At 64.5% G+C, this 22,293-nt stretch carries 19 protein-coding genes and 1 pseudogene; 14 read left to right on the top strand and 6 right to left on the bottom strand.

All coding sequences use genetic code 11. From position 1 onward, the window contains the following. Positions 1-54 precede the first annotated feature (54 nt). On the top strand, positions 55-666 hold the full coding sequence (locus tag NTD82_RS19910) for a trimeric intracellular cation channel family protein (protein WP_095155942.1): 612 nt from the start codon (positions 55-57) through the stop codon (positions 664-666). 15 nt (positions 667-681) lie between these two features. Here the strand turns inward: NTD82_RS19910 and queG are convergent, their stop codons facing one another. After that, positions 682-1,761 (bottom strand): tRNA epoxyqueuosine(34) reductase QueG, encoded by a 1,080-nt coding sequence (gene queG, locus NTD82_RS19915; RefSeq protein ID WP_262129904.1) that lies wholly within the window; start codon positions 1,759-1,761, stop codon positions 682-684. Between the two features lie 64 nt (positions 1,762-1,825). On the opposite strand from queG, the gene NTD82_RS19920 reads away from it, so the two are divergent. The 13 genes and pseudogenes from NTD82_RS19920 (at position 1,826) to NTD82_RS29445 (ending at position 16,143) form a co-directional block, all read left to right on the top strand. Continuing rightward, entirely contained in the window at positions 1,826-2,686 is an 861-nt protein-coding gene (locus NTD82_RS19920; RefSeq protein WP_095155944.1) for an NAD(P)H-hydrate dehydratase, read from the top strand. After that, a complete protein-coding gene (gene tsaE / locus NTD82_RS19925) occupies positions 2,674-3,144 on the top strand; it encodes a tRNA (adenosine(37)-N6)-threonylcarbamoyltransferase complex ATPase subunit type 1 TsaE (protein WP_095155945.1) in 471 nt (156 codons plus the stop codon). The genes NTD82_RS19920 and tsaE overlap by 13 nt, the downstream gene beginning before the upstream one ends. Positions 3,145-3,146: 2 nt before the next feature. After that, complete coding sequence (locus NTD82_RS19930) at positions 3,147-4,577, top strand: N-acetylmuramoyl-L-alanine amidase (RefSeq protein ID WP_218241266.1); 1,431 nt, start codon at positions 3,147-3,149, stop codon at positions 4,575-4,577. Beyond that, a complete protein-coding gene (gene mutL / locus NTD82_RS19935; RefSeq protein WP_262129906.1) occupies positions 4,574-6,469 on the top strand; it encodes a DNA mismatch repair endonuclease MutL in 1,896 nt (631 codons plus the stop codon). The genes NTD82_RS19930 and mutL overlap by 4 nt, the downstream gene beginning before the upstream one ends. Position 6,470: 1 nt before the next feature. Continuing rightward, positions 6,471-7,445: a tRNA (adenosine(37)-N6)-dimethylallyltransferase MiaA gene (gene miaA, locus NTD82_RS19940; protein WP_095155948.1), complete on the top strand. Its 975-nt coding sequence runs from the start codon at positions 6,471-6,473 to the stop codon at positions 7,443-7,445. 94 nt (positions 7,446-7,539) lie between these two features. Then, the gene (hfq, locus tag NTD82_RS19945) at positions 7,540-7,800 is read left to right on the top strand and encodes an RNA chaperone Hfq (protein WP_065758756.1); all 261 of its coding nucleotides are present in this window, start codon (positions 7,540-7,542) and stop codon (positions 7,798-7,800) included. 12 nt (positions 7,801-7,812) lie between these two features. Then, positions 7,813-9,114 (top strand): ribosome rescue GTPase HflX, encoded by a 1,302-nt coding sequence (gene hflX / locus NTD82_RS19950; protein WP_095155949.1) that lies wholly within the window; start codon positions 7,813-7,815, stop codon positions 9,112-9,114. 96 nt (positions 9,115-9,210) lie between these two features. After that, a complete protein-coding gene (hflK, locus tag NTD82_RS19955) occupies positions 9,211-10,383 on the top strand; it encodes an FtsH protease activity modulator HflK (protein ID WP_110971463.1) in 1,173 nt (390 codons plus the stop codon). Further along, entirely contained in the window at positions 10,383-11,252 is an 870-nt protein-coding gene (gene hflC / locus NTD82_RS19960; RefSeq protein ID WP_095155951.1) for a protease modulator HflC, read from the top strand. The genes hflK and hflC overlap by 1 nt, the downstream gene beginning before the upstream one ends. Before the next feature lie 277 nt (positions 11,253-11,529). Further along, positions 11,530-12,717, top strand: coding sequence for an ATP phosphoribosyltransferase regulatory subunit (locus tag NTD82_RS19965; RefSeq protein WP_095155952.1), 1,188 nt, complete (start codon positions 11,530-11,532; stop codon positions 12,715-12,717). Positions 12,718-12,773: 56 nt separating this feature from the next. After that, positions 12,774-14,066, top strand: a complete 1,293-nt coding sequence (locus NTD82_RS19970; protein WP_095155953.1) for an adenylosuccinate synthase — start codon at positions 12,774-12,776, stop codon at positions 14,064-14,066. 958 nt (positions 14,067-15,024) lie between these two features. Continuing rightward, positions 15,025-15,237 (top strand): annotated as a pseudogene (locus NTD82_RS29440) (methyl-accepting chemotaxis protein); the annotation flags it as partial. A 201-nt stretch (positions 15,238-15,438) separates the two neighbouring features. Then, positions 15,439-16,143, top strand: a complete 705-nt coding sequence (locus NTD82_RS29445; protein ID WP_410017071.1) for a methyl-accepting chemotaxis protein — start codon at positions 15,439-15,441, stop codon at positions 16,141-16,143. On the opposite strand, the gene NTD82_RS19980 is transcribed toward NTD82_RS29445, so the two are convergent. The 5 genes from NTD82_RS19980 to NTD82_RS20000 all read right to left on the bottom strand — a co-directional run bounded on the left by NTD82_RS19980 (position 16,144) and on the right by NTD82_RS20000 (position 22,293). Next, on the bottom strand, positions 16,144-17,709 hold the full coding sequence (locus NTD82_RS19980; protein WP_175653945.1) for an ABC transporter permease: 1,566 nt from the start codon (positions 17,707-17,709) through the stop codon (positions 16,144-16,146). Beyond that, positions 17,709-18,722, bottom strand: a complete 1,014-nt coding sequence (locus NTD82_RS19985; RefSeq protein ID WP_262129910.1) for an extracellular solute-binding protein — start codon at positions 18,720-18,722, stop codon at positions 17,709-17,711. The genes NTD82_RS19980 and NTD82_RS19985 overlap by 1 nt, the downstream gene beginning before the upstream one ends. Positions 18,723-18,864: 142 nt before the next feature. Beyond that, positions 18,865-19,923, bottom strand: a complete 1,059-nt coding sequence (locus tag NTD82_RS19990) for a glucuronyl hydrolase (protein WP_095155957.1) — start codon at positions 19,921-19,923, stop codon at positions 18,865-18,867. Beyond that, complete coding sequence (locus NTD82_RS19995; RefSeq protein ID WP_262129911.1) at positions 19,907-21,085, bottom strand: CynX/NimT family MFS transporter; 1,179 nt, start codon at positions 21,083-21,085, stop codon at positions 19,907-19,909. Before NTD82_RS19995 ends, NTD82_RS19990 begins: the two co-directional genes overlap by 17 nt. Continuing rightward, on the bottom strand, positions 21,082-22,293 hold the full coding sequence (locus NTD82_RS20000; RefSeq protein WP_262129912.1) for an acyl-CoA dehydrogenase family protein: 1,212 nt from the start codon (positions 22,291-22,293) through the stop codon (positions 21,082-21,084). Before NTD82_RS20000 ends, NTD82_RS19995 begins: the two co-directional genes overlap by 4 nt.

Below are 22,293 nucleotides of genomic sequence, written 5' to 3' on the forward strand. Positions count from 1 at the left end.
TTGGTGCTTGAGGCAACTGGTTAGACTGCGCGTCCCTCTGCCTGGACCTGCACCATGTTGTTGATGCTCTATCTGATTGCGATCACCGCTGAAGCCATGACCGGTGCCTTGTCCGCCGGCCGTCGCGGCATGGACTGGTTCGGCGTGGTGCTGATCGCCTGTGTCACGGCGCTGGGCGGCGGTTCAGTGCGTGATGTGCTGCTGGGCCACTACCCGCTGACCTGGGTCAAACACCCGGAATACCTGGTGCTGACCAGTGTGGCGGCGTTGATCACCATCTTCATCGCCCCGCTGATGCGGCATTTGCGCTCGCTGTTCCTGGTGCTCGACGCCATCGGCCTGGTGGCGTTCACCCTGATCGGCTGCATGACCGCGCTGGAGCTGGGCCACAGCATGCTGGTCGCCTCCATCAGCGGGATGATCACTGGCGTGTTCGGCGGCATCCTGCGCGATATTCTCTGCAACGACATTCCGCTGATCTTCCGCCGCGAACTGTATGCCAGCGTGTCCTTCGCCGCAGCCTGGTGCTACCTGGGTTGCGTGCACCTGCAACTGCCGGCCGAACAATCGATCCTGATCACCCTGTTTGGCGGCTTCCTGCTCCGCCTGCTGGCGATTCGTTTCCACTGGGAAATGCCCAAGTTTCACTACAACGACGACCATTGATTGGCCGACGCTGCGTCAGGCGGGGCACGCCTGGCGTTCGGCGTGCTGCTTCAGTGCCCACTCGACGTGCTCGCGGACCAGCTCGGACGGGTAGTCGCGGCGGGCATTGAGGGCTTCCAGCACGGGAATGGTCGACGGTGCATTGCCCAGCCCCACTGCCAGGTTGCGCAGCCAGCGCTCGTAGCCGGCACGGCGTAGTGGCGATCCCTCGGTGCTGGCGAGAAAGCGCTCTTCATCCCAGAGAAACAGCTCGGCCAGCTCGGCGTTGTCCAGGCCATGGCGCGGCTGGAAATCACCTTCCGCCGTCGGGCGGGCAAAGCGGTTCCAGGGGCAGACGATCTGGCAATCATCGCAACCGAACACCCGGTTGCCGATCATCGAGCGCAGTTCTTCGGGGATCGCGCTCTTCAGCTCGATGGTCAGGTACGAAATGCAGCGCCGCGCATCCAGCACGTAAGGGCCGACGAAGGCCTTGGTCGGGCAGATATCCAGGCAGGCGCTGCAGCGGCCGCAATGTTCGGTGGCTTGGGCCTCGTCCACCGGGAGCGCGAGGTCGACGAACAGTTCGCTGAGGAAGAAATAGCTGCCGGCCTTGCGGTTGAGCAGCAGGGTGTTCTTGCCGATCCAGCCCAGGCCGGCTTGCTGGGCGATGGCTTTTTCCAGCACGGGGGCGCTGTCGACGAAGGCGCGGAAGCCGAACGGGCCGATTTCCTTCTGGATGCGCTCGGCCAGGTGCTGCACGCGCTTGCGCACCAGCTTGTGGTAGTCGCGGCCCAGGGCGTAGCGCGAGATATAGGCTTTTTCCGGCTGGGCCAGCTGCTGCGCCATCTGTGTGTCGCCGGGCAGGTAGTCCATGCGCAGAGAAACCACCCGCAGGGTGCCCGGCACCAGTTCGTCCGGGTGCGAGCGCTTGCTGCCGTGGGCGCCCATGTATTCCATCTCGCCGTGATAGCCGGCGGCCAGCCAACGTTCCAGGTGCTGTTCGTGCTCAGCCAGTTCCACACCGGCGATGCCGACGTGGGCAAAGCCGAGTTCACGGCCCCAGTCCTTGATGGACTGGGTGAGGGCGGGGAGATCTATGGAGGAGGCAGACATGCGAAATAGGGCAACGAGGACACAGGTGCGTATAATTCTGCCAGACATCGGAGCCGAACGACGCATGCCTCAGACCAAACACCCTGCAAACGAGCCAGTTGTGCTCTCCCGCGACACCGTGGCGGGCCTGCCCGCGCGCGCTGCGACCGCCCATAAAGGACAGTTCGGCCATGTGCTGGTGATCGGCGGTGATCGTGGCACTGGGGGCGCGGTTTTGCTCAGTGCAGAGGCGGCATTGCGCTGCGGTGCCGGGCTGGTGTCGCTGGCCAGCCGCGTCGAGCATCTGCCGGCGGCCCTGGCGCGGTTGCCTGAAGTCATGAGCATGGGCGTGAGTTCGGCCAATCAGTTGATGGCGCCGATCGAACGGGCGTCGGTTCTGGTGGTCGGACCTGGGCTGGGGCAAGCGGCGTGGGGCCGGAGCCTGCTGTCGGCGGTGGCCAGTTCGGGTCTGCGGCAAGTTTGGGATGCCGATGCATTGAACCTGCTGGCCGTGGCGCCGATGGCGTTGCCAGCGGGCAGCATCATTACGCCGCACCCTGGCGAGGCCGCGCGGCTGTTGGGGATTTCCACCGAGGCAGTACAGGCCGACCGCCCGGGTGCGGCGCGCAAGCTGGCGCGAAAATACGCCGCCGTTTGCGTGCTTAAGGGCTCAGGCAGCCTGGTCGCTGACCCGCACGGGCGGCTTGCCCTGTGCAAGCGCGGCCATCCGGCCATGGCCGGTGCAGGTCTGGGCGATGTGCTCAGCGGTGTGCTGGGCGCCTTGCTCGCCCAGGACATGCCGGCCTGGGATGCGGCCTGTCTTGCCGTCTGGCTGCATGCCTGCGCGGGAGAACGCCTGGGTAGCCAGGGGCGGGGGCTGGCGGCACATGATCTGGTGCCGTCTATTCGAGAGTTGTTGGAGGAGCATTCAGCGTGTCAGGCGTAACCCTGTTTTTGGCCGACGAGCAGGCCATGGTCGACTTCGGCGCTCGTATCGCCCAAGTGACCCACGGCAACGGCGTGATTTTTCTCGAAGGTGACCTCGGCGCGGGCAAGACGACCCTGTCGCGGGGCATCATTCGCGGGCTCGGGCACACCGGAGCTGTGAAAAGTCCTACATTTACGGTGGTAGAACCGTACGAGATTGGTGAGATCCGCGCCTTCCACTTCGACCTTTACCGTCTGGTCGACCCGGAGGAGCTGGAATTCATGGGGATCCGCGACTATTTCGAAGGCGATGCGCTGTGCCTGTTCGAGTGGCCGGACAAAGGTGCCGGCATTTTGCCAAAGCCGGACCTGACCATTACCATAAGCCCCCAGGCGGGCGGTCGTTCGTTGAACCTGGCGCCGCAAGGTGCTCGCGGTGAAGCCTGGTGTGCCGCTTTGGCCTTGGAATTCAAATAGAAATGGGGAAAGGTATGCGCTTTCGCGCACTGGTTGCCGTCGTAGGACTGCTGCTTACGGCAGTGACCGTTGACGCTTTCGCGGTCACACAGGTCAAGAGCGTGCGTCTGTGGCGGGCGCCGGATAACACGCGGCTGGTCTTCGATCTGTCTGGCCCGGTGCAGCACAGCGTCTTCACCCTGACCGCGCCTGATCGGCTGGTCATCGACATCAACGGCGCCACCCTGGCCGCGCCACTCTCGGTTTCCACCTCCAACACGCCAATCACCAGCGTGCGCTCGGCGCAGCGTACGCCTACCGACCTGCGCGTCGTGATTGACCTGAGCAAGACCGTCACCCCGAAAAGCTTCACCCTGGCGCCCAACGCCCAGTACGGCAACCGCCTGGTGGTCGACCTGTACGACCAGGAAGCCGACGCTGCGGCCCAACCGCCGACGCCGGCCGCTACCACCGCGACCACTCCGGTGGTGCCGGTGACGCCTACGCAACCCGCGATCACGCTGCCGCCGGTGCCTAACGGCAAGCGCGACATCGTCATTGCCATCGACGCCGGTCACGGCGGTGAAGACCCGGGTGCCTCGGGTTCGCGCGGTCAGCACGAGAAAGACATCGTCCTGCAGATCGCCAAGGAATTGCAGCGCCAGATCAATACCGAGAAGGGTTTCCGCGCCGAGCTGACCCGCACCGGTGACTATTTCATCCCGCTGCGCAAGCGCACCGAGATCGCCCGCAAGAAAGGCGCCGACCTGTTCATTTCCATCCACGCCGACGCCGCGCCGTCCACGGCGGCCTTCGGTGCTTCGGTGTTCGCCCTGTCTGATCGCGGCGCCACGTCCGAGACCGCGCGCTGGCTGGCGGACAGTGAAAACCGTTCCGACCTGATCGGTGGTGCCGGCAACGTCAGCCTCGACGACAAGGACCGCATGCTCGCGGGTGTGCTGCTGGACCTGTCGATGACCGCCTCGCTGAGTTCCAGCCTGAACGTCGGGCAGAAAGTCCTGGGCAACATCGGCCGGGTGACCTCGCTGCACAAACGCCGGGTCGAGCAGGCGGGTTTCATGGTGTTGAAGTCGCCGGACATCCCGTCGATCCTCGTGGAAACCGGGTTCATCTCCAACGCCAACGAAGCCGCCAAGCTGGCGACGCCGAGTCACCAGCAGTCGCTGGCGCGTTCGATCCACGGCGGCGTGAAGCAGTTCTTCCAGCAGAACCCACCACCGGGCACCTACATCGCCTGGCTGCGTGATAGCGGCAAGATCGCCCAGGGCCCGCGTGAGCACGTGGTGCGTCCGGGCGAGACGTTGGCCATGATCGCGGTGCGCTATCAGGTCAGCGTGGCCAGCCTGCGCAGCACCAACAGCCTCAAGACTGACGAGCTGAAAGTCGGTCAGAATCTGGATGTTCCGGCGACCACCCTGGCAGCCCAGCCATGACCAGCAGTGCGCGTATCGAACTGCTCAGCCCTCGTCTTGCCAACCAGATCGCCGCCGGCGAGGTTGTCGAGCGTCCGGCCTCGGTCATCAAGGAATTGCTGGAAAACAGCCTGGACTCCGGCGCGCGGCGCATCGACGTCGAAGTCGAGCAGGGCGGCGTGAAGTTGCTGCGGGTGCGCGACGATGGCAGCGGTATTGCCTCCGATGACCTGCCGCTGGCCCTGGCCCGGCACGCCACCAGCAAGATTCGCGACCTCGAAGACCTGGAGCGGGTGATGAGCCTGGGCTTTCGGGGTGAGGCCCTGGCGTCGATCAGCTCGGTGGCCCGCCTGACCCTGACCTCGCGCACCCGTGACGCCGAGCAGGCCTGGCAGGTTGAAACCGAAGGCCGTGACATGGCGCCGCGCGTGCAGCCGGCGGCACATCCGGTGGGGACCTCGGTCGAAGTACGCGACCTGTTCTTCAATACCCCGGCGCGGCGCAAATTCCTCAAAACCGAAAAGACCGAATTCGATCACCTGCAGGAAGTGATCCGGCGCCTCGCGCTGGCACGCTTCGATGTCGGTTTCCACTTGCGCCACAACGGCAAGAGCATCCTCAGCCTGCACGAAGCGCCGGACGATATCGCCAAGGCGCGGCGGGTCGGCGCGATCTGCGGACCGGGTTTCCTCGAACAGGCGCTGCCGATCGAGATCGACCGCAACGGCCTGCGGCTCTGGGGCTGGGTCGGATTGCCGACCTTCTCCCGCAGTCAGGCTGATCTGCAGTACTTCTTCGTCAATGGCCGGGCGGTGCGCGACAAGCTGGTCGCCCACGCTGTGCGTCAGGCCTACCGTGACGTGTTGTTCAATGGCCGGCACCCGACGTTCGTGCTGTTCCTGGAGCTCGACCCGACGGGCGTCGACGTCAACGTTCACCCGACCAAGCACGAAGTGCGCTTCCGTGACGGACGCATGGTCCACGACTTCCTGTATGGAACCCTGCACCGGGCGCTTGCGGATGTACGTCCGGACGATCAGGTAGCGGCGCCAGCGGCGACCACGGAAATCATCCGGCCAACGGGTCAGCAAGCCGGGGAATTCGGACCTCAGGGCGAGATGCGCCTTTCCGCCAGCGTGCTTGAACAGCCGGTTGCCTCGCCTTCGGCGAGCCCGGCGGGCTCGGGCGCTGGTGCGGGTTACCAGTACAACTACACCCCGCGCCAGAGCGCCGCGCTGCCGGTTGGCGAGACGCGTGAGGTCTACCGGGAGTTTTTCTCGCCACTGCCGAATGCCGAGCCCGCGCCGCTGCCGGAAGGCGAGCGTGATATTCCGCCGCTGGGCTATGCGCTGGCGCAGTTGAAAGGCATCTATATCCTCGCGGAAAACGCCCACGGCCTGGTGCTGGTGGATATGCACGCCGCCCACGAGCGGATCATGTACGAGCGGCTGAAAGTGGCCATGGCCAGCGAAGGCCTCAGCGGCCAACCGCTGCTGGTTCCGGAGTCCCTGGCCATGAGCCAGCGCGAGGCCGACTGCGCCGAAGAACACGCGCAGTGGTTCCAGCGCCTGGGCTTTGAGTTGCAGCGCCTGGGCCCGGAGAGCATTGCGATCCGGCAGATTCCGGCGCTGCTCAAGCAGGCCGAGGCCAATCGACTGGTGCAGGATGTGCTGGCCGACCTCATGGAATACGGCACCAGCGACCGGATCCAGGCGCACCTCAACGAGCTGCTCGGCACCATGGCCTGCCACGGCGCCGTGCGCGCCAACCGGCGCCTGGCCTTGCCAGAAATGAACGGCCTGCTGCGCGACATGGAAAACACCGAGCGCAGCGGCCAATGCAACCATGGCCGACCGACCTGGACCCAAATGGGGCTGGACGATCTGGACAAACTGTTCTTGCGCGGTCGTTGATATGGCGGGTTCTCTCCCTCCGGCGATTTTTCTGATGGGCCCGACCGCTGCGGGCAAGACCGACCTGGCCATCGAACTCACCAAAGTACTGCCGTGCGAGTTGATCAGTGTCGATTCGGCGCTGATCTATCGCGGCATGGATATCGGCACGGCCAAGCCGTCGAAGGACGTGCTTGCGGCCCATCCACACCGCCTGATCGACATCCTCGACCCCGCCGAAAGCTATTCCGCCGCTGATTTTCGTCGCGATGCCCTGCAAGCCATGGCCGAAATCACTGCCCGCGGCAACATTCCGTTGCTAGTTGGCGGCACGATGCTCTATTACAAGGCATTGCTCGAAGGCTTGGCCGATATGCCGCCCGCCGATCCTCAGGTTCGCGCCGAACTCGAAGCGCAGGCCCAGCAGCACGGTTGGCAGGCGTTGCACGATGAGCTGGCGGCGGTCGATCCGGTGTCGGCGGCGCGCATTCACCCGAACGATCCGCAGCGTCTGATCCGGGCGTTGGAGGTCTATCGGGTGAGTGGTTTCACGATGACTTCACATCGTTTGCGTCAAGCTGAGCAAAGTAATGGCCCAGGCGCTTCTGGGCAGGGGCAATTGCCCTATACTGTCGCCAGCTTGGCTATCGCCCCGCAGAATCGACAGGTTCTGCATGAGCGAATTGCGCTACGATTCACGCAAATGCTGGAACAGGGCTTCATTGACGAGGTCCGATTGCTGCGCGCTAGAAGTGACTTGCACGCGGGACTGCCGTCTATACGGGCAGTTGGGTATCGTCAGGTCTGGGATCATCTTGATGGCAAGCTGACTTCAGTTGAAATGCAGGAGCGCGGCATCATTGCCACCCGCCAATTGGCGAAGCGGCAATTTACCTGGTTGCGCAGTTGGGCTGATCTTCACTGGCTGGATAGTCTGGCCTGCGACAATCTGTCTCGCACCTTGAAATACCTCGGGTCGGTCTCCATATTGGGCTGAATCCCAGCGATTGCCGTCTATCCTTGGGGGTGGGGCGGCTTTAGCCATCAGTTTTCTTGTTTTTTTACTATTGATCCTTACAGGAGTGCGGCATATGTCAAAAGGGCATTCGCTACAAGACCCTTACTTGAATACTTTGAGAAAAGAAAAAGTCGGGGTTTCGATCTATCTGGTCAACGGCATCAAGCTGCAAGGGACCATCGAGTCCTTCGACCAGTTCGTGATCCTGCTGAAAAACACCGTCAGCCAGATGGTTTACAAGCACGCGATCTCGACCGTTGTTCCGGTTCGTCCGATTCGCCTGCCTAGCGCAGCTGACGCCGAACATGGCGATGCTGAGCCAGGTAACGCCTGATAGGAGTTCGCTTTGTTCTTTGAGCGCCACGGTGGTGGTGAACGAGCCGTTCTCGTTCATCTGGAAGGTCAGAGCCCTGAGGCGCGCGAAGACCCGCAGGAGTTCCAGGAGCTGGCCTTGTCGGCTGGCGCCGATATTGTTGCGCTCGCCAATGTGGGGCGGCACCAGCCTACTGCCAAGTTTCTGATTGGCAGCGGCAAGGTCGAGGAGTTGCGCGACCTGGTCAAGGCTGAAGAGGCCGACCTGGTGATCTTCAATCACACCCTCACCCCAAGTCAGGAACGCAACCTCGAGCGCGTTTTCGAGTGTCGCGTGCTTGACCGCACCGGCCTGATCCTCGACATCTTCGCCCAGCGCGCCCGTACTCACGAGGGCAAGCTGCAGGTGGAGCTGGCGCAGCTTGAACACATGAGCACGCGACTGGTTCGCGGCTGGACTCACCTTGAGCGGCAGAAAGGCGGTATTGGTCTGCGCGGCCCGGGTGAAACCCAGCTGGAAACCGACCGCCGCTTGCTGCGTGTGCGTCTGCGGCAGATCAAGGCCCGTCTGGAAAAGGTCCGCAGCCAGCGAGAGCAGGCGCGCCGCGGTCGCAAACGCGCCGAGGTGCCTTCGGTTTCACTGGTGGGTTATACCAACGCCGGCAAATCGACCCTGTTCAACGCCCTGACCGAGTCCGAGGTCTACGCGGCCGACCAGCTCTTCGCCACACTCGACCCGACCCTGCGCCGACTGGAGCTGGGTGATATCGGGCCGATCGTGCTGGCGGACACCGTGGGCTTCATTCGTCACCTGCCGCACAAGCTGGTCGAGGCTTTTCGAGCTACGCTCGAAGAGTCGAGCAACTCCGACCTGTTGCTGCACGTGATCGATGCCCATGAGCCTGAGCGCATGGCCCAGATCGAACAGGTCATGGCGGTGCTGGGCGAGATCGGTGCTGAAGGCTTGCCGATACTCGAGGTGTATAACAAACTCGATCTGCTCGAAGGCGTTGAGCCGAACATTCAACGCAATGCTGATGGCAAGCCCGAGCGGGTCTGGGTCTCGGCCCGAGAAGGCCGTGGTCTTGAGCTGGTGGGGCAGGCGATTGCCGAGTTGCTGGGGGATGACCTGTTTGTGGGTACCTTGCGTCTTGAACAGCGTTTCGCGCGTTTGCGTGCGCAGTTCTTCGCAGCGGGTGCGGTGCAGAACGAAGAACACGACGATGAAGGCAGCAGCCTTCTGGCAGTGCGCTTGCCACGGGCCGACCTCAATCGTCTGGTGTCACGCGCGGGGCTTGAGCCCGTCGACTTCATCGAACAACACACTTTGCAATAAAAGCCTGATGACGCTGTCAGGCAGCCGTGACAGGCATTCTGTAGCATTGGACGGCGCGCCGTTGGTGCGTCTTTGCTTTATCAGATGGAGAGCGCTATGGCTTGGAATGAGCCGGGTGGCAACTCGAACAATCAAGATCCTTGGGGTGGACGCCGCGGCGGTGGTGGTGGCGACAAGAAAGGGCCACCGGATCTCGACGAGGCCTTCCGCAAGCTGCAGGATAGCCTGAACGGCATGTTCGGCAGTGGCAAGAAACGTGGTGGTGGCGATGGCCTCCCCAAAGGCGGCGGCTTTGGTCTGCTTGGTGTCGGACTCGCTGTGCTGGCTGCTATCTGGCTGTACAGCGCGGTCTATGTGGTCGACGAGCAGGAGCAGGCAGTCGTTCTGCGTTTCGGCAAGTACTACGAGACCGTAGGTCCGGGCCTGAACATCTATTTCCCGCCAATCGATCGCAAGTACATGGAAAACGTCACGCGTGAGCGTGCCTATACCAAGCAGGGCCAGATGCTGACCGAAGACGAAAACATCGTCGAAGTGCCGCTGACCGTGCAGTACAAGATCAGCAACCTGCAGGACTTCGTCCTGAACGTCGATCAGCCTGAAGTCAGCCTGCAACACGCGACCGACAGTGCCCTGCGTCACGTGGTCGGCTCCACGGCCATGGACAAGGTGCTGACCGAAGGTCGCGAGCAGATGGCCGTCGAGATCAAGGAGCGTCTGCAACGCTTCCTCGACACCTACCGTACCGGTATCACCGTTACCCAGGTCAACGTACAGAGCGCGGCAGCCCCGCGTGAAGTGCAGGAAGCCTTCGATGACGTGATCCGTGCCCGTGAAGACGAGCAGCGTGCCCGCAACCAGGCCGAGTCCTACGCCAATGGCGTGGTGCCGGAAGCCCGTGGTCAGGCGCAGCGCATCATCGAAGACGCCAATGGTTACCGCGACGAAGTCGTCTCGCGCGCCAAGGGTGAGGCCGATCGCTTCACCAAGCTGGTGACCGAGTACCGCAAGGCGCCGGAAGTCACTCGTCAGCGTCTGTACCTCGATACGATGCAAGAGGTCTACAGCAACACCAGCAAAGTGCTGGTTTCGGGCAAGGACGGGCAGAGCAACCTGCTTTACCTGCCGCTGGACAAGATGGTCGAAGGCAGCCGCAATGCCGCACCGGCCAGCAGCGTACCGACCTCGTCGGCCAACGATGCAGCCAGCCGTGCCGCTTCCGATCTGCAACAGCAACAGCAGCAACTGCGTTCTAGGGAGAGCCGCTGATGAGCAATAAATCGCTGATCGCCCTGATCGTTGGCGTCGTGCTGGCCATCGTGGCCTGGAACAGCTTCTATATCGTGTCCCAGACCGAACGCGCGGTACTGCTGCAATTCGGTCGTGTGGTCCAGGCCGATGTTCAGCCTGGCCTGCATGTCAAAGTTCCTTACGTCAACCAGGTGCGCAAGTTCGACGCCCGCCTGATGACCCTTGACGCTCCGACCCAGCGGTTCCTGACCCTGGAGAAGAAGGCGGTCATGGTCGATGCTTACGCCAAGTGGCGGGTGAAGGACGCAGAGCGTTTCTACACCGCGACCTCCGGCATGAAGCAGATTGCTGACGAGCGTTTGTCCCGTCGTCTGGAAAGCGGTTTGCGCGACCAGTTCGGCAAGCGCACCCTGCACGAAGTGGTGTCGGGTGAGCGTGACGCGCTGATGGCGGATATCACTGGCTCGCTGAACCGCATGGCGGAAAAGGAGTTGGGCATCGAAGTGGTCGACGTTCGCGTCAAGGCCATCGACCTGCCGAAGGAAGTGAACCGCAGCGTGTTCGAGCGTATGAGCACCGAGCGTGAGCGTGAGGCTCGTGAGCACCGCGCCAAAGGTAACGAGCTGGCTGAAGGCATTCGTGCCGACGCCGATCGTCAGCGTCGGGTACTGCTGGCTGAAGCCTATCGCGAGTCGGAAGAGGCCCGCGGTGATGGTGATGCCCAAGCGGCGGCGATCTACTCCAAGGCCTATGGCCAGGATCAGGACTTCTACGCGTTCTACCGTAGCCTGAAAGCCTACCGTGAGAGCTTCGCCAACAAGAGCGATGTGCTGGTTCTTGATCCGAGCAGCGAGTTCTTCCGCTTCATGGAAAAGGCCAAACCTTGAAACAGATCACCCCGTCGGGCGGCTAATACGTCTGGCGGGGTGATACTGCAAGAAAACGGGTGTATGATGCGGCAGCCGGGAAATTCCCGGCTTTTTTGCGTCTGCAAGATCGAATGACCGCCTGGCGGTCTTGATTCGCGGCGCAGCCCAGGATTTACGAGGGTATCGGCACTGCGGTAACGCTGGAATCAGCGCTGCCCGACATTATTTGCCGGCACCTGCTTCACTCAAGGCTCGCCCGCAGGCAGGCCGCCCGGACCACAGGGGAAATGGCGTAATGGCAACGGTAGACCGCTGGCTGCTGCCAGATGGCATCGAAGAAGTACTGCCACCTGAAGCGACGCGCATCGAAATCGCGCGTCGCCAGGTGTTGGATCTGTTCCAGAGCTGGGGTTACGAATTTGTCGTGACTCCGCATATCGAGTACCTGGAATCGCTGCTCACCGGTGCCGGTCAGGACCTGGACCTGCGTACCTTCAAGGTTATCGACCCACAGTCGGGCCGGCAGATGGGCTTCAGGGCCGACATCACGCCGCAGGTGGCGCGCATCGATGCGCACACCCTGCGCCGCGAAGGCCCGAGCCGCCTGTGCTACGCCGGCAGCGTGCTGCACGCCAAGCCCCGTGCACTGTCGTCCTCGCGCAGCCCGATCCAGTTGGGTGCCGAACTGTACGGCGATGCCAGCCCGGTCAGTGACGTCGAAGTCATCAGCCTGATGCTGGCCATGCTGCAACTGGCCGACGTACCGGATGTCCATATGGACCTGGGCCACGTCGGTATCTACCGCAGCCTGGCCCGTGCGGCCGGCCTGTCGGGTGATGTCGAGCAGCAGTTGTTCGATGCCCTGCAACGCAAGGCCGTCGACGAAGTGATCACGCTGACTGCCAACCTGCCGGCGGACCTGGCCGGCATGCTGCGTTCGCTGACCGAGCTGTGCGGCGGTCGTGAAGTGCTGGAAGCGGCCCGCGTTCGTCTCGGCCGTGCACCGGCTGCGGTACTGGCGGCACTGGATGACCTGCTGGCGATCGCCGACCGTCTGACGGCGCGGTACCCGGATTTGCCACTGTATTTCGACCTGGGCGAGCTGCGCGGCTACCACTACCACACCGGTGTAGTGTTCGCGGCGTTCGTGCCGGGTGTCGGTCAGTCGATCGCCCAGGGCGGTCGCTACGACGATATCGGAGCTGACTTTGGCCGGGCACGTCCGGCCACCGGTTTCTCCACGGATTTGAAGACCCTGGTCACACTGGGGCGGGCAGAGGTCGTGTTGCCCACTGGCGGGATCTGGATGCCCGACAGCAGCGACGCGGCTCTGTGGCAGTTGGTCTGCCAGTTGCGCAGTGACGGTCAGCGGGTTGTGCAGGCTCTGCCTGGCCAGCCACTGGCTGCCGCCATCGAGGCGGACTGCGATCGGCAATTGATTCTGCAAAACGGGGCCTGGCAGGTACTGCCACTGGCCATCTGAGATTAGCCGCCGACCCCGTGGTCGGCGCCAAGTTTGCGCGAATGAGGACAAGTGTTATGGGTAAGAATGTCGTAGTCCTGGGCACCCAATGGGGTGATGAGGGCAAAGGCAAGATCGTTGATCTGCTGACCGAACATGCCGCCGCCGTAGTGCGTTACCAAGGTGGCCACAACGCCGGTCACACGCTGGTGATCGACGGTGAGAAAACCGTGTTGCACCTGATCCCGTCGGGCGTCCTGCGCGAAGGCGTGCAGTGCCTGATCGGCAACGGCGTGGTGGTTGCTCCCGACGCACTGATGCGGGAAATCATCAAACTGGAAGAGAAAGGCGTCCCGGTACGTGACCGCCTGCGCATCAGCCCGGCTTGCCCGCTGATCCTTTCCTACCACGTTGCCCTGGACCAGGCGCGCGAAAAAGCCCGTGGCGAAGCCAAGATCGGCACCACGGGTCGCGGCATTGGCCCGGCCTACGAAGACAAGGTCGCTCGTCGCGGCCTGCGCGTCGGTGACCTGTTCCACCGCGAGCGTTTCGCCGCCAAGCTGGGTGAGCTGCTGGACTACCACAACTTCCAGCTGGTCAATTACTACAAAGAGCCGGCCATCGACTTCCAGAAAACCCTGGACGAGTGCATGGCCTACGCCGAGCAACTGAAGCCGATGATGCTCGACGTCACCGCCGAGCTGCACGCTCTGCGCCGTGCCGGCAAGGACATCATGTTCGAAGGCGCCCAGGGTTCGCTGCTGGACATCGACCACGGTACCTACCCGTACGTCACCAGCTCCAACACCACCGCGGGCGGCATCGCCACCGGTTCCGGCGTTGGCCCGATGTACCTGGACTACATCCTCGGTATCACCAAGGCCTACACCACTCGCGTCGGTTCGGGCCCGTTCCCGACTGAACTGTTCGACGAAGTCGGTGCCTTCCTGGCCAAGCGTGGCCACGAGTTCGGCGCCACCACGGGTCGCGCTCGTCGTTGCGGCTGGTTCGACGCCGTCATCCTGCGTCGCGCCATCGACGTCAACAGCATCTCGGGCCTGTGCCTGACCAAGCTGGACGTGCTCGACGGTCTGGACACCATCCGCATCTGCGTGGGTTACAAGAACGAAAACGGCGCGGTCCTCGACGCACCGACCGACGCCGACAGCTACATCGGCCTGGAGCCGGTGTACGAAGAAATGCCGGGCTGGAGCGAGTCGACCCTGGGTGCCAAGACCCTGGAAGAGCTGCCGGCCAACGCCCGTGCCTACATCAAGCGTGTGGAAGAGCTGGTCGGCGCGCCGATCGACATCATCTCCACCGGCCCTGACCGCAACGAAACCATCGTTCTGCGTCATCCGTTCGCCTGATCTCGGTCATGCTGTAACCACCAAAGGCCCCTCTAGAGGGGCCTTTGGCGTTTTTGCCTTCTGCTGCGGCACAACCTTTGCTGTGAAAATGCCTTCAGGGATGCCATCACTGTAATGGCTCCGAAAAGCAGAGGGATTTACTGTGTCTGCCGTCATCTCATTGTTACGAAGCCGCCTTTTGCGGCCTGTCTTTGTTGCGCTTGGTATCGCTCTTTTGGTGCAAGTGGTGGTCGCTGTGGTGTTGACCCGCAGTACCGTCACCGCGTTGGAAGCCGATCTGGGCAATCGTTTGGGCACCGATAGCCAGAAGCTCACCACCGAGCTGGATCAAGCGGCGAAGGAGGTCAGTTCCGGGCTGAGCAATCTGTCCGAAAGCACCCGTCAGCGCCTGACCGCCGGTTTGTCGTCGCGTTTGGAGGAAGAACAGGCGCAATTGCGCGCCACCCTGGAGAAGAACCTCAAGGACTCGGCCAATGACATGGCCGAACTGCTCGCCTCGGTGGCGCCCCGCGCGGTGTGGGACGCCGATGTACCGACCCTGTCGGAGTTTGCCCGGCGTGCCCAGCGCAACCCCAACGTGCTGTTCGTGGTGTACAACGATGCTCAGGGAGAACACCTCACCCGCTACCTGAACCGTCAGAATCCCATCAACCAGGCCCTGCTCGACAAGGGCAAGGGTGAACGCGCCCTGGACAAGGTGCTGGAAGCCGCACGCAACGACCCGTCGGTGTACTTCGTCGAAGCCTCGATCAGCCCCAACGGCGTCGAGATCGGCAAGGTCCTGATGGGTGTATCGACCGCGTCGGTGGATGCTGAACTGCAAGCCCTCGACAAACGTTTCTCCGCGCTGATCGCCAGCGGTGACCAGTTGGTGGGCGACAGCCTGACCAGCGCCGCCGCCGACAGCACCAAAGCGCTGCGCAGCCGGCTGGAGACGGCGCAGGGCAGCGCCGCGCAGATGGCCGCCAACACCTCGCAAAGCGTTCAAGGCGCCGCAGAAACCCTGCGCTGGCGCATCGGCCTGGGCCTGGCCCTGGTCGGCTGCGGCGTGTTGCTGGTGGTGGCGGTGGTGTTGGGCCGTCGGGTGGTGAACAAGCTGCGCCTGCTGATTGCCGCGCTGGATGATCTGGCGGCCGGCGAAGGCGACCTGACCAAGCGCGTAGCCATCGACAGCCGCGACGAGATCGGCGATATGGCGGCAGCGGTGAACCGCTTTGTCGACAAGCTGCAACCCATCGTTCGCGAGGCCGGCGAAGTGGCCCAGCGCACCGGGGTCGAGATCGGCGCCATGGCCCAGCAGAATGCCGGTGCCGATTCGGCCGCGGCGGCGCAGCGTGATGAAGTGGCCGAAAGCCTGCGGGCGCTGTCGAGCATGGCCGATGAAGCCCAGGCCGAAAGCAAGGCCATGCAGGCTGCGTTGCAACAGGTGGTGGATATTCGCCAGGCCACCGACGAGAACAGTCGCACTTCGGCGCAGGTCGCCAAGCTGATCGAGGCGTTGGCCGGGCAGGTGGACACCGGTTCCAAGGTGATCGTGCGTCTGGCCGAGCAGAGCGAGCAGATCGAGGTGGTGCTGACGGTGATCCACGGGATTGCCGAGCAGACCAACCTGCTGGCGCTCAACGCCGCAATCGAGGCGGCACGGGCGGGCGAGACCGGTCGCGGCTTTGCCGTGGTGGCGGACGAGGTGCGGGCGCTGGCGAGCAAGACCCAGAGTTCCACCGGCGACATCCAGGCCCATATCGGCGCGCTGCAACAGGGCGCGAAGGAAGCGGTGGCGGCGATCAGCCAGGCGGGGCGTCAGGCCAGCGAAGGCTTGCTGGTATTGCGTGACAACGCTCGTTTGCAGCAGTCGGTGCAGGCGTCGGTGGAGCAGGTGCATGCGGCCATCGGCCTCGCGACCCGCGCTGCCGAGCAGCAGGCCCAAGGCGCGCAAGCGGTTCGCGGACGGGTGGAAAACATCCATGCGCAGGCCGAACGGGCGGCCCAGGTGGTCATGCAGACCACCGCCAGCAGCAAGGTGCTCGACGACCTGGCGGCCCAGCTCAAAGCCAGCCTGGGCCAGTTCCGCGCCTGATCAGGCGCGGTTCAGGTACATCCGGGTGGTCAGCAGGTACACCGGCAACCCGGACACCAGGATCAGCAGCGCCGCATACGGCGCTGCTGCGGCGAACTCGACGTTGGCGGTGTGCGCCCAGACTTCGGTGGCCAGGGTGGTCATGCCGGTCGGGCTAAGCAGCAAGGTCGCCGTCAGCTCCTTCATGGCGTCGAGGAACACCAGGGCGAAGGCCGCTGCCAGTGCCGGGAAGATGATCGGCAAGGTCACCCGGCAGAACGCCGTGAATGGCGTCGCCCCCAGCGTCCGCGCCGCTTCTTCCAGTTGCGGCGCGGCCTTGGTCAGCGCGGTGCGCACCGGCGCTTGCGCCAGTGGCAGGAACAGCAGCGCGTAGGCCAACAACAGCAATCCAGTGGTCTGGTACATCGCCGGCACATAGTGCAGGGCGAAGTACACCAGCGTCAGCGCAATCACCAATCCCGGCAGGGCATGCAGCAGGTACGGCAGGCGCTCGGCCCAGATCGCCAGGCGACCCTTGTAGCGCACCACCAGGAAGCTCACCGGCAACGCCAGCAGCAGGCTCACGCCCGCGCCGCCCAGCGACAGCGACAGCGACGACAGCAGCGCCCGGCTGATGTCCGCGACCGGGAAGGCCGCCGACGAACCGACGCTCAGCCAGTACGCCAGCATCCCCAGCGGAATGCCGCTGCCGAGAATCGCCAGGCCCAGGCAATACACCTGGCCCAGCGGCATCCAGCCGCGCAGGCGAACCGGTGCACCGCGTCGCGCCACGCCCTGGCCGATGCGCACATGGCGGGCCTTGCCGCGCACGCGCAGTTCCAGCCAGAGCATCAGCAGGCACATGAACAGCAGCACCGCCGAGAGCATCGCCGCGTTGGCGTTGCTGAATTCCAGTTCGAACTGCTGGTAGATCGCCGTGGTGAAAGTCTGCAGGCCGAGAATCGACAGCGCGCCGAACTCCACCAGCATGTGCAGGGCGATCAGCAGGCTGCCGCCGAGGATCGACGGCCACAGCAGCGGCAGGGTGACGCGCCAGAACACCGCCCAGCGGTTGCAGCCCATGGTCCGCGCCGACTCTTCCAGCGAGGTATCGAGGTTGCGCAGGGTCGCGGCCACCGGCAGGAAGATCAGCGGGTACTTGGACAGGCTCATCACCAGGATGGCCCCGCCCAGCCCTTCATAGATCGGGCTCAACGACACCCAGGTGAAGCCGCTGACAAACGACGGCACGGCGAACGGCAGGCACAGGATCACGCCCCACAGACGCCGGCCCGGCAAATCGCTGCGCTCCAGCAACCAGGCCAGGGACAGGCCGACCACCGCGCAGGTGACCGTGACCCCGACCATCAGCAGCAGGGTGTTGCGCATCAGGCCCCAGACGAAGGGCCGCCAGATCAGGCGCAGCGCTTCGTGCCAGCCGGCCTGCCAGGTTTTCAGGGCGACGTAGAGCAGTGGCAGCAGGCTCAGCCCCACCAGCAGCAGGACCGGCAGCACCACCCAGATCGAGGGCCGCTTGCGGCGGGGAACGAAACCGGTGCCGAGCTGAACGGGCAGGGCAGCGCTCATCAGAGCAGGCCGACTTCGCGTTCGAGTTCCAGCGCTTCCTCGGCGTTACCCAGGTCGGCCGGGGTGATCTTCGGCGGACGCAGGTCTTCGAACGGCTTCAGGCCCTGGTCGGAGACCATGCCCTTGTGCAGCGGGTACTCGGCGGTGGTCTGGGTGATGACGCGCTGGCCTTCTTCGCTGGCCATCCAGGCGAGCAGGGCCTGGGCTTCCTTCGGATGCTTGCTGGCCTTCACCGCGGCGGCGCCGGAGATGGTCATCAGGCCGCCGACGTCGCCGTCCGCCAGGTAGTACAGCTTGGAGTCGAGCTGGCCGCGTTCTTTCTTCAGCGCGTACCAGTAGTAGTTGTTCACCAGCACGGCGGCGACTTCACCGTTTTCCACGGCTTTGAGCGCGACCATGTTGTTGGTGTAGGTCTTGCCGAAGGCTTTCAGGCCGGTCAGCCATTCTTCAGCGGCTTCGCGGCCGTGGATTTTCAGGATGGCCACGGCCTGTTCCTGGAACGCGCCGCTGGTGGGCACGAAGCCGATCTTGCCGTCCCACTCGGGATCGGCGAAGTCCATTACCGATTGCGGCAGGTCTTTCTCATCGATCTTCTTCGGGTTGAACGCGACCACGCGGGTGCGCGCGGTGACGCCCATCCAACTGCCGTTGCTGGCGACGAATTCCTTGGGCAGCATCTCCAGGGTCGAATCGTCGATCTTCGCCAGCAGGCCCAGTTCGCCGAGGTTGTTCAGCGGCGGCGATTCTTCGGTGTAGATCACGTCGGCCGGCGAGCGGTCGCCTTCCTCGATGATCTGGCTGGCCAACTGATTGCTGCTGCCTTTGCGGATCTTGATGTGAATGTCGGTCTTGGCCTCGTAGGCCTTGGCGATGGCGTCACCGATTTCCTTGTGCTGGCCGTTGTACAGCGTCAGGGTCACAGGATCGGCGGCCATGGCGGCCGGCGCTGCGAGCACCAGGCCGAGAAGGGAAACGGCCAGGCCGCGCAGCATCGGGTTACGGCGAATCGTCATGCGGGTGGTTCCTCGCTTACGGCTACATATTTGGAAACAATGGTAAACGAAATTGTTTCTCAAGTGGCCGGATGACGGGAAATTCATAAGCTGACTATCGGATGGCTTGACGCCGGCTGCGGCCAGTTGGGTGCGGGACCGGCTACCAGCCGGCGATCCCGCCCTGAACAGCCAGGACCTGATCCTGGGTCATCAGTGCCTCGACCAGAAAGAAGGTTGCGCAGGCCGATTCCACCAATTGCTCCTGCTCGGTGCCGGTGCGGTAGTAGTGCCCGACGAAGCATCCCTGCTGGACCTCGCTCGACAGCAACGCGGCGATCTGCTGACAGGCCAGGTCGCGCCAGTCGTTCATGCCCGGCAGGCACTGCCACAGGCGCAGCAGCGCCACCGACGCGATGGCCACTGCGCACGGGTCGGCATTGCGCGCGACCAGGGTGCCCCGGCTGGCCGCTTCGCCCCAGCGGCTCAGCCAGTAGGCGCAAGCCTCGCGGGCGGGCGCGGCGTACTCGCCGCCATACAAGCCGACCGCCTCGGCCAGGCCGAGCATGGCCCATGCCTGGCCGCGTGCCCAATCACCCGCAGGGCCCGGCTGGAACTGGCCGTGTTCATCGAGCCGGGCGTGGCTGGCCCAGGCACCGTCGGCGCCGCGCAGGGTGCGCAGGCACAGGTCCAGATGGCTGCGCGCCATGTCGCGCTTGTGCGCATCGGGCTGCAAGTGCATCAGCGCCAGCGTCGGAGCCAGGGCGTCGATATTGAGGGTTGCGTGGCCGTTGTCGCCGCCGCCCATGCCGGGGCCCAGCGGCCAGCCGCCGATATCCGGGCGAAAATCCCGGGCCAGGGCGTCAGCGGCACGCAAGGCCAGCTCCCGTGCCGGTTCGTCCTGGGCAAGGCGGCCACCGAGGGCGGCGCCGTACCAGAACACGAAACTGCGATTCAGACTGGGTTCGTCCAGTTGCGCACCCAGTTGGCGCGACCAGAACACCGCCTGGTCGAGGTCTTCGCTGAGTTCGGTGAACGCCGCACGGCGCCACCACAGCGCCGCCCAGAAACCGCCGAGCCACGAGCCTCGCCGCGACAGCTTCCACTGCCTGTCCCGTGGCAGGCGGTACAGCGGGAATTGCTCGCCGCACTGGCGGGAAATACTGTCGAGCTGCTTGAACAGGGCGTGGACCACCGCCTGGCGTTTACGCTGTGTCGGCATGGGGATGAGCCTCTTCTGAGCGACGGGCGCGGTACAGGTTTCGGCACAGCGCGGCGCCGAGACACAGGGCAAAGATGAGTAAGGTCCAGGCGGCAGAGAAACCACCCGGCTGGCGCAGCAGCACGCCGAACAGCGGTGGCCCGACGGCGATGCCGCCGAAGAAACCCAGCGACAGCATGCCGGCGCTGCTGGCCACGCCACCGAAGCGCGGTTCGCGCAGCAGCATGCTCATGGCCACGGCGTTGCTCGCCACCAGGCTCAGGCCCATGCCGACCACGGCGAACCACAACGGCCAGTGGCGATCGGCGGCGGCGTATTGCATGACCAGCACGGTGCCGAGGCCGACCAGGAACAGCCCGCCAAGCAGCACGGTTTCGTCCTTGAGGCTCGCGCCCAGCGGGGTCAGCAACAGGCGGGAGAGAATGCCCATCAGGCCGAATCCGCTGACCATCAGGCCAATGGTGGCGGCACTGACGCCCAGGCTGCTGGCGTACACGCCGAAGAAGGTGATGAACGCGGACAGGCACAATCCCGCGCAGCCTTGAATGCCCATCAGCCGCAGCAGCCAGCCATTCGGCGCCGTCAGGCGCAGCGGAGGTCGCGGCCCCGCCGCCGGCGCGGCGATGCGTCCCGGCACCAGCAATGCCAGCAACAACGCCAGCGGTACCCAGCAGGCCAGCGCCAGGCGCCAGCCGATCGCGGCGCTCAATACCGGCAAGACCAGCCCGGCGATCAGCGCGGACAATTGCACCCCCGCCTGCTTCAGCCCGACCAGTGCCGCGCGCGGCGCATCCCTGGTCTGCGCGATGGCCTGGTTGGTGGCCGGGTTGGCCAGCGCCTGCGCCACACCGCAGAACAACAGGGCGATGACCACCCCGGTGAAGCCGGGCAGCACCGCCATCAGGCTGAACGACAGCGCCACTAGCAGAAACAGCGCCAGCAGCCCGCTACGCGAGCCGATGCGCTGCACCAGCGCCCCGGCCCAGGGCGACAGCAAGGCCGCCAGGCCGAAGGCGCTGGTGGTCAGCCAGCCGAGGTGTTCGCGGTCGATATGCAGGTCGGCGATGAGTTGCGGACCGAGCACGCCGAGGGCATAGAACACCATCATCGGCAGGCCCATGGCGCAGGTCAGCAAGGCGGCGAGGGCGGCGTGGCGTTTCATGGCGTTCCCTTGTCCAGGTGCAGTGACGGGCAACGGCTGTCGAAGGGCTTGCCGGGGGCCGTGGCCGCCAGCAGGTCGCGGCCGAGGGTGCTGATGAGCGCGTCGTCGGTGCCGTCGAGGATGTGTGTGGTGCGGGCGTGCCGGTAGATGCCCGACAGCGGCGACAGCTCGCTCAGGCCTTCGGCGCCCATGACCTGCATCGCCGAATCGACTGCGCCGGACAGCGCCTCCGACGCCGCCAGCTTGGCCAGGTTGACCTCGATGCTGTTGGCCTGGCCCTGGTCGAACTTGGCCGCCGCATCCTGGAGCAAGGCGCGGGCGCTGGCGATGTCGCGGTACACCTGATAGACCCGCCCCCGCAGCAGTTGCTTGTCGGCCAACCGCGCCATATGCCCGCGCGGCGAATGCACCCTGGCGCAGAGGTCGTCGAAGCAGCGCTGCGCCAGGCCCAGCCAGTGGGCGGCGCGCAACAGGCGGCCGAGCCCGAGGCGGCGCTGCATCAGGGCGATGCCCTGGCCGGGCGTGCCGAGCACCTGGTTCGGCGTGACGCGCACATCATCGAAGCGCAACTCGCCCTGGCCCTGTTGACGGCCCAGCAAGGCCAGCGGGCGGACGAACCGGAAGCCGGGGCTGTCGCTCGGGACCACCAGCATCGACAACGCTTCGCCTGTCGGGCCGTCGCCGGTGCGGGCGATCACGGTGGCGAAGTCGGCCCGTTCGGCGCGGCAGATGAACCACTTGCGGCCGTTCAGGCGCCAGTGATCGCCGTGCCAGTCGGCGCGGCTGGTCATGGTCGCGGGAATCGAGCCGATGCTTTCCGGTTCGGACATGGCGTAGCACGGCACCTGCTCGCCACGTACCAGCGGCATCAGGAAGCGCTCGCGCAGTTCGGGATTGGCATGGCGGTCGAGCATGTAGGCGTCGAGGGTGGCGTCGCAGCCGAGAATCGCCGGCGCGAACTCGCTGCGGCCTTCCTCGGTGGCGACCGTCAGGTACTCCACCAGGCTCACCACCCGGCCGCCGAGGGCGAACGGGTAGAAGTTGCCGAACACGCCGGCGGCTTGCGCCTTGGCCTGCAGTTCGGCGGCCAGTGCGCTGGCTGCCTTGTCGCACGCGCCCAGCTCCAGCTCGCGCGGCAGAATGTGCTGCTCGACAAAGTGCCGAACCCGGTGCGCCAGCGGTGTTGTTTCAGGGGATGCAGTGGTCAT

The organism is Pseudomonas sp. 5P_5.1_Bac1 (assembly GCF_025466015.1).
Taxonomy (GTDB): Bacteria; Pseudomonadota; Gammaproteobacteria; order Pseudomonadales; family Pseudomonadaceae; genus Aquipseudomonas.